Below are 11,929 nucleotides of genomic sequence, written 5' to 3'. Positions count from 1 at the left end.
CCCAAGCCGGAGCGCCTGCCTGGCTGCGGGCCGGGGGGCTTAAGGTTCGCGTTGCCGATGCCGGATCGCCAATCCGCAATTCAGGGATTGGATGATCGAGACTGAGATGCAGGAGGCGACAGCCATGAAAGACGCGACCCTTACGCCCGATGCGGCCCAGTTCGCGGCCAAGCCCGTCGACGACGTGCTGATTGCCGGCGGCGGCTATGTCGGCCTGTCGCTTGCCGTTGCGGTCAAGGCCGCGGCGCCGCACCTGTCCGTTCGCGTGGTGGATGGCGCGCCTGAAGGCGCGTGGAAGCGCGACGGCCGCGCCTCCGCCCTTGCCGCCGCTGCGACCCGCATGCTCGACGTGCTCGGCGTCTGGCGTGAGATCCTGCCCGAGGCCGAGCCGATCAAGCGCATGGTCATCACCGATTCGAAGACCGGCGATCCCGTGCGCCCGGTCTTCCTGACATTTGAAGGCGACGGCGCGGACGGCAGTCCCTTTGCCCATATGGTGCAGAATGTGACGCTGGTCGGCGCTCTTCGTGCACGCGCCGAGGCTCTGGGCATTGCGATCATCCCGTCGGCCGTGGCGGAAAGCTTTTGCACCGGCCCTCATCAGGTGGAGCTGGCGCTGGCGGATGGCAGCCTTCTGCCGGCGCGGCTTCTGGTCGCGTGCGACGGCGTGCGCTCGCGCCTGCGCCAGTCGGCCGGCATCAACACGGTAGTCTTCGATTACGGCCAGTCTGGCATCGTCACCACGGTGGAGCACGAGCGTCCGCATGAGGGAACGGCGCACGAGCATTTCCTGCCTGCCGGCCCTTTCGCCACGCTTCCCCTGCGCGGCAATCGCTCTTCGCTCGTCTGGACCGAGCGCACCGAAGACGCCAACCGCCTGATCGAGAGCGACGATCTCATCTTCGAAGACCAACTGGAGCGCCGCTTCGGCCGCCGGCTCGGGGCATTGAAGGTCGTGGGCCCGCGCCGCGCCTTCCCGCTCGGCCTCACGCTTGCCCGCGCCTTCGTCGCCCCACGCTTTGCGCTTGCGGGCGACGCCGCCCATGGCATTCATCCGATCTCCGGCCAGGGCCTCAATCTCGGCTTCAAGGATGTCGCAGCGCTCGCCGAAACCATTGTCGAGGCCGACCGCCTGGGCCTCGATATCGGCTCGCTCTCGGTGCTGGAACGCTACCAGACCTGGCGCCGCTTCGACACCTTCCGCATGGGTGTCACGACGGACGTGCTCAATCGCCTGTTTTCCAATGACATGACCCCGGTACGGGCCCTGCGTGACTTCGGCCTGGGCCTGGTCGATCGCATGCCGAAGCTGAAGAATTTCTTCATCTCGCAGGCGGCCGGTGAAGCCGACAGCACCGCGCCCAGACTGCTGGGCGGGCGGCCGATCTGACTGAATAGCAGGCTATATCCAGGCGAGTTTCCCAATGTACGTGCTTATGCGCGCATCGGCTGCGACTCGGTTTGGATCATCGGCCTTGAGGATTGTCGGTGTTCGGCCTGCCATGCTTCATCGGCACAAAGACAACAAGCGCCTTCAGCGGCAGCATCACGTCCAAACATGATAGCGCGCTATCAATCCTGCCGGGAGCTGCCGACCGCTTACATTTCGATCTTGCGCGCCTCGGAAATCAGCATGATGGGAATGCCGTCTCGGATCGGATAGGCAAGCCGGGCTTTTTCCGAGATAAGCTCGTTGCGCTCGGCATCATAGCTCAGGCGCCCCTTGCTCAAGGGGCAGACCAGAAGCTCCAGAAGCTTGGGATCGACGCGACGCATGCGCTCTTCCATCGCCCAAGGCCTCTATTGAAGAATAGTCTCGATATCACCGAAATTGCGTGCAAGCACGATCTCGGTGATGGCGATCAGCGTGTCGGCGCGCGTCTTGAGATCCTCGGCTTCCAGTAGCGCCTGCTTTTCCGGCGGACCGAAGGGCAGCATCATCGACATGGAATTGACCAGCATGGTGTTGCCGGCACGCTCGACGCTCTCCCAGTCGGCTTCCAGCTTGTTGGCGTCGAGATAGGCTTTAAAGGCGGAAAGCAGGGCGGCGCGATCGACCTGGGCCTCCTCCTCCGGCGGATCGAGATCGGCCGCGAAGGGTGCGATATGGAAATTGCGGTAGCCCTTGGTGATGGCCGCCTCCTCCAAAAGGCGAAAACGGCAGATGCCGGTCAGCGAGACCAGATAGCGCCCATCCTCCATTTCGGCAAAGGATGTGATGCGCCCGACGCAGCCGACCTGGCAGAGCGGGGGCTGAGGACCGTTGATCACCTCTTCACGCTGCTCGGTGAGCGAAGGCTGGACCATGCCGATCAAGCGCTTGCCGGCGAGCGCGTCGTCGCACATGGCGAGGTAGCGTGGCTCGAAGATATTCAGCGGCAGCTGCGCACCCGGAAGCAGCAACACACCCGAGAGCGGAAACACCGGCAAAACCTCCGGCAGATCCTGCGGCTTGAGATAACGGGCGTTTCCGACCTGCATTCTGGTGCCTATCCTACGCTGTCTCGCGCGCTCGACCGCATATCCCGCCGCTGCTGCGCGTGCTTGCCTTGGGCGGCATCGCGAAAGGCGTGTACCGGCTTCCGCATGACCGCTATTGCGCCATGGCCTGCAAGGCGCCATGGCGTATGGAACGAGAAAATGGTGCGCGCGGCATAAATCTCAAGGCCGGTTCCTTTGCCGGCTGGACAAGCGGCAAGGGAACCGGGTGCCTGACTTGACGATCAGGAAAACAGCAGCGCGGAGAGCCGGCGGCGGGCGGCGATGGTTGCCGGATCGGTGGGGCCCCAGACCTCGAAGAATTGCAGGAGCTCGCGGCGTCCGGCATCCTCGCCGAAGCTGCGGTCCTTGCGCATGATCGTCAGCAGATGCTCGGCGGCAGCGCTGCGATCGCCTTCGACATTGCGGATCTTGGCGAGTTTCAGCCGCGCTTCGTGGTCATCGGGATTGGCGGCCAGGGCTGCCTCCAGCGCGGCGGGATCGCCAAGCTTGCGCGCCTCTTCGATCTGATCGAGCTTCTTGCCGATGGCAGCAAGCGCCGGATCCGCCTTTGCCGCCTCCGGCAGATCGGCAAGCAGGGCACGCGCCTGGTCAGGGGCGCCGGCAGCAATCATCACCTGGGCAAGACCGGCAACAGCCTCGATATTTTCAGGCTCTGCCTGAAGCACGGCGCTGTAGAGACCGGCGGCATCCTGATGGGCGCCCTCCTCGGCCAGGGCCTTGGCCTCGGCCAGGACGGCAGCGATCTCTTCAGCGCCGGCATCCACGGCCGGGCCGGCAATGCGGTCGATAAACTCGCGCACCTGGCTTTCCGGCAGGGCGCCCATGAAGCCATCGACCGGCCGACCGCCGGAAAAGGCGATCACGGCGGGGATCGACTGGATGCCGAGCTGGCCGGCGATCGACGGATGCTCGTCGATGTTCATCTTGACGAGGCGAACACGCCCGGCGGCTTCCTTGACCACCTTCTCGATGACGGGCGTCAGCTGCTTGCAAGGGCCGCACCAGGGCGCCCAGAAATCGACCAACACCGGCTGGTTGCGCGAGGCTTCGAGCACGTCGCGCGCAAAGCCTGAGGTCGTCGTGTCCTTGATCAGATCGCCTGGAGCGGCGGCAGGCGCTGCAGGTGCCTTGGCCGCAGGCGCGCCGAAGCTTGCCGAGGCCGTCATCTGCGTGCCGAAAGATCCGCCATAAGGATTGCTGCTGCCGCTCATCGCCACTCCTCCGGGCGCCCGCATCATCCGCGCGCGCCACCTTCGATTTCACAAACTGGTGTCCGCAAGATCGTATGTCAGGCCGTCACTTTCAAGACAAGCGGCCTGTGGCCGGTGGCCTCGGCGAAGCGGATCAGATCGGCCGAGGCGATCGACGTGGTCGCTTCATTGGTCAGCGGATGGCAATTGACGATGTCCTCGCGCATGAGATCGGCATCGAGCACCAGGGTGACACGCTGGTTGACGTCGTTGATCACACCGAACGCGGTCACTGAGCCGGGAATGACGCCGAGAAACTCCATCAGCGCCTCCGGCTTGCCGAAGGAGAACTTGCTCGCTCCACCCACGAGCGTGTGCACGGTCTTCAGGTCGACGACCGCATTTTCCTCCACGGTCAGAAGGAAGTAATTGTCTTTCTTGTCCTTCAGGAAAAGGTTTTTGGTGTGCCCGCCGGGAATGGCATCTCGCAGCGCGACCGATTCGGCCACGGTGAAGACCGCCTGATGGCGCAGGGTCTGATGGGCTATGCCGAGACTATCGAGAAAGGCAAAGAGCGCCTCCGGGGATTTGGGCACAGCCATCTGCGTTGCTGAGGCATGCACGTCGTCGGTCATCGTCATCTCCTTCAAGAGCCTGTGCTGCGCCCCAGGACGAACGAGGCGCTGCGAAAGGCCTGACACCGGCTTTTCCGCCAGCCTGCTTTCCCTTGTGCGGAGCTAGCCGAGCCCGGCAGCGGGCGCAATCCAGGCCTGCGCCATCCGACGCCCGTTTTGCGCCGAAGGCTCCTCAAAGGCGCAGGCTCCACAAGCTTGGCCACGCCAAGCCTGTAACCCGGCGAAAAATTCCTGCGCCGGAAATTTTCCCGTTGCATTCCAAAAGGGCTTGGTCCATATAGCCCCCGTCGCCGCGACAGCGGACGGCAGCATGATCGATTTACCCCAGATCATGTGGAATGAGCGGGTGTAGCTCAGGGGTAGAGCACAACCTTGCCAAGGTTGGGGTCGGGCGTTCGAATCGCCTCACCCGCTCCAGTTTCTTCTAATGTCTGCGCAAGCGGCAAGAGGAGACAGGGCGAAAGTCTGATATGGTTTTCGTGCTTAGGCACAGCATGGTCGTTTTACCCCAGACCATGCGGAATGAGCGGGTGTAGCTCAGGGGTAGAGCACAACCTTGCCAAGGTTGGGGTCGGGCGTTCGAATCGCCTCACCCGCTCCAATTTCCCTTCTCCATGATGATTGCGCACTTTGGCTTAAAAGGTCATTTTGGTCGCCTGCGGCAAGTTTCGCCGCAGACGCTGGTTGCGCGTGCTTGCTCTGACAAGCAGGGACCCAACAGTGAGCCGAGCCCTGCCTGCGATAGGCAAGCCTATTGCAAACAGACGGCACAGGCAGAGGGCAGGCCACCCCGCCCGCTGCCGATGGTCAAGGCGTTATAATCGGCTCAGGCCGGCCAGGGGCCAGTATAGAGCGATTGCGGGCGCATCAGCCGACCGGTCATTTCCTGTTCCAGAACATGCGCTGTCCATCCCGCCATGCGACCGGCAGCAAAGACATTGGTGAAACTGGTGCGGTCGAAACCCAGCGCTTCGAGGAGAAGCGCGGTGTAGAATTCCACATTGGTCTGCAAGGCGCGCTCCGGCTTGCGCTCTGCCAGAAGGGCCAGCGCCTGCGCCTCTACCGCTTGAGCAAAGCGGATGCGGGCACTATCCGCGCCGAGCGCTGACACCGCACCCTTGAGCACATCGGCGCGGGGATCGCGCACGCGGTAGATCCTGTGGCCGAAGCCCATCAGGCGCTCGCCCCGGTCAAGCGCGGCGGAAAGCCAGGGGCGGATGGCCGCGTCATTGCCGATGGCATCGAGCATGTCCAGCACCGGGCCCGGGGCGCCGCCATGTAGCGGACCTTTCAACGCGCACAGACCGCCGAGTACGGAGGAGAACAGCCCGGCCTTGGTCGAGGCGATGACCCGCGCGGCAAAGGTCGAGGCATTCAGCCCATGGTCGGCAACGGTGACCAGATAGGCCTCCAGCCCTCGAATCTGCGCCTGCGTCGCGGGCTGTCCGTGAAGCATATGCAGGAAGTCCGTGGCCAAGCCGAGATCGGCCATCGGCGGCACGGGCTCAAGCCCCCGTCTGCGGCGCGCGATGGCGGCGGTGAAAACAGGCACGGCGGCCACGGCGAGAACGGGATGCGGCGGCTTGCTGTCATCGGGCAGCGCCGCCAGCAACAGCCGTAGCGCCTCCACCTCGGACAAGGCATCGGTTGCCGGCAGGAGAGGCTCCATCAGGTGGAAGGCATAGAGCCGCGCCGCACCCAGAGCCGCCGAAATCGAGTGTGCATCCAGAGAAATGGGCGTCAGATCCGCCCAAAGCAGGGCCAGCACCTCCTCGAAGCGCCAGCCGGCAAGATCCGCGAGATCATATCCGCGCAGGATCAGTCGTCCAGCAGCGCCATCGACATGGCTGAGGCGCGTCTCGGCGGCGATGACCTGATCAAGGCCGGACGCGGAATGTTCAGGACTGGAAGGTGGCAGAGGGGTGGCGATGGTCATGACAGTTCTCCGATTGACGGAACCAGAGAATGTTGATCAACTCAATATGGTCAATCTTGATTCAGTCAGTCAATGTCTACAATCTCCAAACACGCCCCTCTCATGGATGCACAAACCGCAGCGGAGCGCATCGGCATCAGCCGCGCCACGCTCTATGCCTATGTGAGCCGTGGGCTGATCCGCACCAGTGAGGCGCAAGACGATCCGCGCCGCCGGCTCTATAGCGCCGAGGATGTCGAAGCCCTTTGCAAACGCAAGACCGCAGGCCGCCGGCCGAAGGATGCGGCGCAGGCGACGCTGAACTGGGGCCTGCCGGTTTTGAGTTCCGCGATCACGCTGATCGATAACGGGCGCCTGTTCTATCGCGGCCGGGATGCGGCCCGATGGGCCGAAACCGCCACACTGGAAGAGACGGCGCGCCTTCTATGGGCCTGCGGCGCCGAGGACCCGTTTGCCGACCCGGCCGCACGGCCGGCGGATGTCTCAGGCAAGCAGGCGGAGTTGCCTGACTTGCCCTTGATCGAACGCCTGCAAGCCCGCTTGCCCCTCGTCGCGGCGGGACGAGCCATTGCCTGGCAGCGCGATCCGCGCCGGCTATGGAGCGGCGCGGCCGCGCTTTTACGTGCCGTCGCGGCCATTGCCGCCAAGGCCGAGCCCGAGGCGCGGCCGGTGCATCACGCCCTCGCGCTCGCATGGGGCCTGGATGCGCAAGGCGCTGACCTGATCCGCCGTGCGCTCGTTCTGTTGGCCGATCATGAACTGAACGCCTCGACCTTCACCGTGCGCGTCGTGGCATCGACCGGCGCGTCTCTCGGCGCCTGCCTCAATGCCGGGCTGGCGGCGCTCAGCGGCCCGCTGCATGGCGGCACCACAAGCCTGGTGGAAATTCTCTTCTCAGAGGTGGAGGCATCCGGCGATGCGGCCTCTGTGGTCGAGGCGCGCCTGCGGCGTGGCGAGGGCGTGCCGGGCTTCGACCATCCGCTCTATCCGCAAGGCGATGCGCGCGCGGCCGCGCTTCTGCCGCATCTGCCGCCCGATCCGCACCGGGCGGCCTTGGCCGAGGTCATGGAGGAAACAGCAGGACGCCTGCCGAATATCGACTTTGCGCTCGTCGCCCTCAGGCGCGCGCTCGGCCTGCCCGTGGGATCGGCGCTGGCGCTGTTTGCCATCGGTCGCACGGCCGGCTGGATCGCCCATGCGCTGGAGCAAGGCGCCACGGGCAAGCTCATTCGCCCGCGCGCCCGCTATGACGGCCCCGCACCGACAAGCGCGACGGCGAGGCCCTCAGCCTGATGAACTCCATCCGCCCTTCGTTCAGCCCTTGGCCTTGGTGAAGACGTAGTCCGTTTCCTGCACCAGGATCTCGTCCGGCCGCAGGATGCCGTTGGGAAAGCCTTCGTGATTGACGGCATCCGGCCAGATCTGGGTTTCCAGGCAGAAACCGGCAAAGGGACCATAGCTGCGGCCTTCCAGGCCCGGCACGGCGACATTCAGCTTGAAGCCGGAATAGAACTGCACGCCGGGCTCGGTGGTGCGCACCTCCAGAGACACGCCGGAGAGCGGGCTGCGCACGAAGGCGACGGGACGTTTTTCCACGCGTGCGGCAGACAGGCAGAAATTGTGGTCATAGGCGATCTTTTCGCCCTCGGTCTGCACCCGCATCGTCGTCATTTTACGCAGGTCGAAAGCGGTGCCCTCGACAGCACGGATCTCGCCGGTCGGAACCTGCCGTTCGTCGGTCGGCAGATAATGATCGGCGGCAATCATGATCTCGTGGCCGAGTGCATCGTCCTGGCCATCGAGATTGAAATAGCTGTGCTGGCAGAGATTGGCGATCGTGGCCCGATCGGTGGTCGCTTCATAGCGCACCGACAGCACGCCTTCCGGCGCCAGGCGGTAGGTGACGGTCACGGTGCAATTGCCGGGATAGCCGGCGCGCCCCTCGGGATCGACGATCGAGAGGATGATGAAATCCTCGCCCTTGTCGACCATCGTCCAGACACGACGGGCGATATTGTCCTTGCCGCCATGCAGGTGGGTCACGGCCTTCTCGTTGAGCTCGAGCTGGAAGTCCTCGCCATCGATGGAGAACCGCCCGGCGCCGATCCGGTTGGCATTACGGCCCGGCGTCGCGCCGAAATAGGGGGAGGAGGTGACATAGGAGCCCAGATCCTCGAAGCCGAGCATCAGGGGTGCGGCATGCTCGTCGAGCCGGAGATCCTGGATGACCGAGCCGAGCGTCAGCACATTGGCCGTCAGTCCGCCACCCGAAATGCGGTAACGGTGCACCGCCTCGCCTGTCGGCATATGGCCGAAAATCTCGCCGTCCTCAATCGCCTTCATCACCCGCTCCTTTAGATGGGATTGTGCGGGCGGACCCTACGCAAGCATCCCCGCCTCTTTCAAGAGGGCCAGCGGGAACATGGTTCGATTTTGATTGACGTGGGGGCGGGTGTCACGCGGCTTTAGAGCATCGAATTTTTCCGAAAACCGGTTTCCACTTTTCGGTCCGATGCCCTAGCCAAAGCGCGGCGCCAGGCTCGCGGCATCCGCGATCATCGCCTGGAGATTGTTGCGCAGGCGTGTTTCCACCAGCACCGCGACATCGGGATATTCCTCCAGCATGCGGTGGAACAGCGCGCGGGGAATGCGCAGCGCCTCGCTCTCTTCCTCGGCCGTGGCGGTCAGCTTGCGGGCCACCAGCGAGATCATGGCCAGCTCGGAGAGCAGCGTACCGCGCTCGACGCTGCCGACGGTCTCCAGCCGCCCATCAACACCGATCCGCGTCAGACGAAACCGCCCTTGAGAGACGGCATAAGCGCAATCGGCCGGCGCACCCTCGCGAAACAACTCCTGGCCTGCCGACACACGGCGCCGCTCGGCGCCAAAGGCGATCAGCCGCAGCTTCTCCTGATCGATATCGGCAAAGAGGGGAACCGAAGAAAGAAGCGCGATGTCGTCGTTCAGGCTCATGGCGCCATCCCCCTGCCCTGGATCAACCGTTGAGAGCAACATTCAGGCACAGTGTGCTGCCCTATCCCGTCGCCGACCGACACCAGCGCGCTCCACCTGTCCAAGCGCGCGCCTTATCGCGCATGGCGTAGAGTCCGCTGTTGCAGAGTTCCGCACGGCTTCGTACGGCGGCTCTAGCGGCCATCCCTCCCTTCGCTCTTGGCATCCAACCCAGGCAAAGGCAAGCGCGATCGCACTCACGCGCATGAGCGCAGAGCGATCGCGGCCCATTAAGGGTCAGGCAGGATCAGGGAACGATCTTGTAGCCGCCGTTCTCGGTCACCAGAATCTCGGCATTCGAGGGATCGCGCTCGATCTTCTGGCGCAGGCGGTAGACGTGGGTTTCCAGCGTATGCGTGGTGACACCGGAATTGTAGCCCCAGACCTCCTCCAGCAGCACATCGCGCGTGACCACCTTCTGATCGGCCCGGTAGAGATAGCGGATGATCGCCGCTTCCTTTTCCGTCAGCCGGATCTTCTGGCCATTTTCCAGCGTCAGGAGCTTTTGCCCCGGCTTGAACGTATAGGGACCAACGATGAAGGTGGCATCCTCGCTCTGCTCGTGCTGGCGAAGCTGCGCGCGGATGCGTGCCAGAAGCACGGCGAAGCGGAACGGCTTGGTGACATAGTCGTTGGCGCCGGCTTCCAGCCCAAGGATCGTATCGGAATCGGTGTCATGGCCGGTCAGCATGATGATCGGCGGCTTGAACCCGCCTTTGCGCAGAAGCTTGACCGCTTCGCGTCCATCCATATCGGGCAGGCCGACATCCATGATCAGCAGCGCGACCGTCTCGTTGCGCGCCGTCTGGATGCCCTTGGCAGCCGTCGGCTCCTGCAGAATGGTGAATTCCTCATAGAGAGAAAGCTGTTCCACCAGAGTCTGGCGCAGATCGTCGTCATCGTCCACGAGAAGAATAGTGCGGGTTGCCATCCGGCGTCTGTCTCCTTTCAAGAGCGCGTCAAGCTGAAGCCAGGCTTCGGCGTCGGATTATGCCTGTCACATCAGGATATTGCCGGACGGCATGGGCCGCACCGAAAAACATTCGCATCGCGCCACGGACCTGATGGCCAATCGGCTCTCCGCTTGGCCTACCGATGAAAGCCCCTGCCAAATTTTCGTGCATGCCTCGCGGCAAGCAGGCTTTCGATGTCACGGCCGTTCCCTTAAGCGACGGTCTCCTGATAGCATAAGGCTTATGGCGTCCAATCACATTCGCTTCAAAGCACAAGCTTGTGAAAGCACGGAGATGACAGGGAAGATGGGGCGCGAACACGGCAAGTGCAAGGCCAAGGTGACCATTGGCCGCAAGATCAAAGCGGGGATCGTCACGGTGCGGCCAGCGCCGTCTGCACCGACACGGGCGCTTTTACGCTTTGGACCGGTGACCGTGCCGGCCGCGATCGGCAGAAGCGGGCGCCGTGTGCTCAAGCGTGAAGGCGATGGAGCGACGCCGATCGCATCCATGCGGGTGCTCTCCGGCTTTTTACGGCGCGACCGAATTTCGTCACCACCAAGCCGCCTGAGGCTGGCCCCGATCCGCAAGGACATGCTCTGGTGCGACGCACCCGGCCATGCCGCCTATAACAGGCTCGTGCGCGCGCCCTTCAAGCCCAGCCATGAGATGCTGATGCGCGCCGACAATCTCTATGATCTCTGTCTGGTTCTCGACTGGAACATCGCGGAAAGGCGGCGAAACCGGGGCTCCGCGATCTTCCTGCATCTGATCCGCCCCGGCTATCAGCCGACCGAAGGCTGCATCGCGCTGGAACCTCTGCATATGCGCCGCCTCTTGGCCTTCCTGCGGCCGGGAACGCTGGTGAAGGTCCTCTGATCCTTCAGCCGTCTCCCTCAATTGGGTGATGACCTCAAGCCCAAACGCTGATCTTGATCAGAGCGTCGTTCAGTCCTTACAAATCAGGATCAAAGGCATAGCAGTCTCGCGCTTGCACATGCCTCAGGCGGACGACCGAGGGGAAACCGGTGCATGGGGACATCGCCGGAGCGCCTTTGACCATGCGGAACTTCAAAAGGAGGGTGAAGATGAAGACGATCATGGCAGCAATGATGGCCGCGGCACTTCTGGCTGGAACGGCGGAAGCGGCACCGGTTGAGCGGGCAGCCACGAAGGCGGAGATCGAAAAGCTAGCGATCGGCCACACGGTCAGCGGCTCGATGCGCTATATGCCGAATGGACGCTACACCTATAATGGCGGCTCGCCAGGCACCTACAAGATCCTGGCCGGCCAGGTCTGTGTGGCTTTCGATCGCGGTGGCCGCCGCTGCGACAAGATCGTGACGAGCGACGGCAAAACCTTCACGCTGATCAATGCCCAGGGCAAGCGTTTTCCGTATCGCAACTAGACGGCCCAAGGGCTGATGGTCACGACGGAGCCCTTCCACAGAGACCACATATGCTCAGGAGCCGATCGGCAGCGAGCTGTTTGCGATGTCCGCACCCGCGTCCTGTCTCAACCCGAGCCAGTCGGACCTGCCGCGCGCCCACCGAGCGCGCGGCGATTTTTTAGGTCTTCATTCCATTATAAAACACGAAGCGCTTTTTAGCATGAAACCTGTTGCCCATGACCGCATCCGCAGGTATCGAAGACTCCGCTCATTCCAATGCTTGGCGCGTTCATACAGGCAGCGGTTTCGC

Annotated in this window: 12 protein-coding genes and 2 tRNA genes; 6 read left to right on the top strand and 8 right to left on the bottom strand. The window is 63.4% G+C overall.

The window, feature by feature from the left end; genetic code table 11:
• The first annotated feature begins 124 nt into the window (after nt 1-124).
• Complete coding sequence (locus BMX61_RS01555) at nt 125-1,390, top strand: ubiquinone biosynthesis hydroxylase (protein ID WP_075627477.1); 1,266 nt, start codon at nt 125-127, stop codon at nt 1,388-1,390.
• Between the two features lie 209 nt (nt 1,391-1,599).
• Here BMX61_RS01555 and BMX61_RS01550 read toward each other — a convergent pair whose 3' ends face one another.
• From BMX61_RS01550 to BMX61_RS01535, 4 genes are all read right to left on the bottom strand, one after another.
• Nucleotides 1,600-1,788: a Trm112 family protein gene (locus tag BMX61_RS01550; protein ID WP_075627208.1), complete on the bottom strand. Its 189-nt coding sequence runs from the start codon at nt 1,786-1,788 to the stop codon at nt 1,600-1,602.
• 12 nt (nt 1,789-1,800) lie between these two features.
• The gene (locus tag BMX61_RS01545; protein ID WP_075627209.1) at nt 1,801-2,481 is read right to left on the bottom strand and encodes an LON peptidase substrate-binding domain-containing protein; all 681 of its coding nucleotides are present in this window, start codon (nt 2,479-2,481) and stop codon (nt 1,801-1,803) included.
• Nucleotides 2,482-2,723: 242 nt separating this feature from the next.
• On the bottom strand, nt 2,724-3,713 hold the full coding sequence (gene trxA, locus BMX61_RS01540) for a thioredoxin (RefSeq protein ID WP_075627210.1): 990 nt from the start codon (nt 3,711-3,713) through the stop codon (nt 2,724-2,726).
• Between the two features lie 77 nt (nt 3,714-3,790).
• Nucleotides 3,791-4,327: a prolyl-tRNA synthetase associated domain-containing protein gene (locus BMX61_RS01535; RefSeq protein WP_075627211.1), complete on the bottom strand. Its 537-nt coding sequence runs from the start codon at nt 4,325-4,327 to the stop codon at nt 3,791-3,793.
• A 342-nt stretch (nt 4,328-4,669) separates the two neighbouring features.
• On the opposite strand from BMX61_RS01535, the gene BMX61_RS01530 reads away from it, so the two are divergent.
• Together BMX61_RS01530 and BMX61_RS01525 are read left to right on the top strand one after the other, a co-directional pair.
• Nucleotides 4,670-4,744, top strand: a tRNA-Gly gene (locus tag BMX61_RS01530).
• Between the two features lie 109 nt (nt 4,745-4,853).
• Nucleotides 4,854-4,928 (top strand) — tRNA-Gly (locus BMX61_RS01525).
• Between the two features lie 225 nt (nt 4,929-5,153).
• Here BMX61_RS01525 and BMX61_RS01520 read toward each other — a convergent pair.
• The gene (locus tag BMX61_RS01520; protein ID WP_075627212.1) at nt 5,154-6,263 is read right to left on the bottom strand and encodes a citrate synthase/methylcitrate synthase; all 1,110 of its coding nucleotides are present in this window, start codon (nt 6,261-6,263) and stop codon (nt 5,154-5,156) included.
• Between the two features lie 102 nt (nt 6,264-6,365).
• On the opposite strand from BMX61_RS01520, the gene BMX61_RS01515 reads away from it, so the two are divergent.
• Nucleotides 6,366-7,556, top strand: coding sequence for a citrate/2-methylcitrate synthase (locus BMX61_RS01515; protein ID WP_075627213.1), 1,191 nt, complete (start codon nt 6,366-6,368; stop codon nt 7,554-7,556).
• Nucleotides 7,557-7,577: 21 nt separating this feature from the next.
• On the opposite strand, the gene BMX61_RS01510 is transcribed toward BMX61_RS01515, so the two are convergent.
• The 3 genes from BMX61_RS01510 to BMX61_RS01500 form a co-directional block, all read right to left on the bottom strand.
• Nucleotides 7,578-8,606 (bottom strand): aldose epimerase family protein, encoded by a 1,029-nt coding sequence (locus BMX61_RS01510; protein WP_075627214.1) that lies wholly within the window; start codon nt 8,604-8,606, stop codon nt 7,578-7,580.
• A gap of 174 nt (nt 8,607-8,780) precedes the next feature.
• Nucleotides 8,781-9,236: a cyclic nucleotide-binding domain-containing protein gene (locus BMX61_RS01505; RefSeq protein WP_075627215.1), complete on the bottom strand. Its 456-nt coding sequence runs from the start codon at nt 9,234-9,236 to the stop codon at nt 8,781-8,783.
• A gap of 286 nt (nt 9,237-9,522) precedes the next feature.
• Complete coding sequence (locus BMX61_RS01500; RefSeq protein WP_075627216.1) at nt 9,523-10,206, bottom strand: response regulator transcription factor; 684 nt, start codon at nt 10,204-10,206, stop codon at nt 9,523-9,525.
• A 379-nt stretch (nt 10,207-10,585) separates the two neighbouring features.
• Between BMX61_RS01500 and BMX61_RS01495 the strand changes: the two genes are divergently transcribed.
• Nucleotides 10,586-11,107 carry a L,D-transpeptidase family protein gene (locus BMX61_RS01495; RefSeq protein ID WP_075627478.1) on the top strand — a complete coding sequence of 174 codons (522 nt, stop codon included), beginning with the start codon at nt 10,586-10,588 and terminating at the stop codon, nt 11,105-11,107.
• A gap of 209 nt (nt 11,108-11,316) precedes the next feature.
• The gene (locus BMX61_RS01490) at nt 11,317-11,637 is read left to right on the top strand and encodes a hypothetical protein (protein ID WP_075627217.1); all 321 of its coding nucleotides are present in this window, start codon (nt 11,317-11,319) and stop codon (nt 11,635-11,637) included.
• Nucleotides 11,638-11,929 lie beyond the last annotated feature (292 nt).

The sequence above is a fragment of the Xaviernesmea oryzae genome (genome assembly GCF_900109605.1).
In the GTDB taxonomy this organism is placed as follows: Bacteria; Pseudomonadota; Alphaproteobacteria; order Rhizobiales; family Rhizobiaceae; genus Xaviernesmea; species Xaviernesmea oryzae.
This window is presented reverse-complemented; position numbering and strand designations above follow the sequence as displayed.

Excerpts from the sequence above, each read along its gene's own strand:
- BMX61_RS01555 (WP_075627477.1), top strand. The coding sequence starts at position 125 with ATGAAAGACGCGACCCTTACGCCCGATGCGGCCCAGTTCGCGGCCAAG.
- BMX61_RS01550 (WP_075627208.1), bottom strand. The coding sequence starts at position 1,788 with ATGGAAGAGCGCATGCGTCGCGTCGATCCCAAGCTTCTGGAGCTTCTG.
- BMX61_RS01545 (WP_075627209.1), bottom strand. The coding sequence starts at position 2,481 with ATGCAGGTCGGAAACGCCCGTTATCTCAAGCCGCAGGATCTGCCGGAG.
- trxA (WP_075627210.1), bottom strand. The coding sequence starts at position 3,713 with ATGAGCGGCAGCAGCAATCCTTATGGCGGATCTTTCGGCACGCAGATG.
- BMX61_RS01535 (WP_075627211.1), bottom strand. The coding sequence starts at position 4,327 with ATGACCGACGACGTGCATGCCTCAGCAACGCAGATGGCTGTGCCCAAA.
- BMX61_RS01520 (WP_075627212.1), bottom strand. The coding sequence starts at position 6,263 with ATGACCATCGCCACCCCTCTGCCACCTTCCAGTCCTGAACATTCCGCG.
- BMX61_RS01515 (WP_075627213.1), top strand. The coding sequence starts at position 6,366 with ATGGATGCACAAACCGCAGCGGAGCGCATCGGCATCAGCCGCGCCACG.
- BMX61_RS01510 (WP_075627214.1), bottom strand. The coding sequence starts at position 8,606 with ATGAAGGCGATTGAGGACGGCGAGATTTTCGGCCATATGCCGACAGGC.
- BMX61_RS01505 (WP_075627215.1), bottom strand. The coding sequence starts at position 9,236 with ATGAGCCTGAACGACGACATCGCGCTTCTTTCTTCGGTTCCCCTCTTT.
- BMX61_RS01500 (WP_075627216.1), bottom strand. The coding sequence starts at position 10,206 with ATGGCAACCCGCACTATTCTTCTCGTGGACGATGACGACGATCTGCGC.
- BMX61_RS01490 (WP_075627217.1), top strand. The coding sequence starts at position 11,317 with ATGAAGACGATCATGGCAGCAATGATGGCCGCGGCACTTCTGGCTGGA.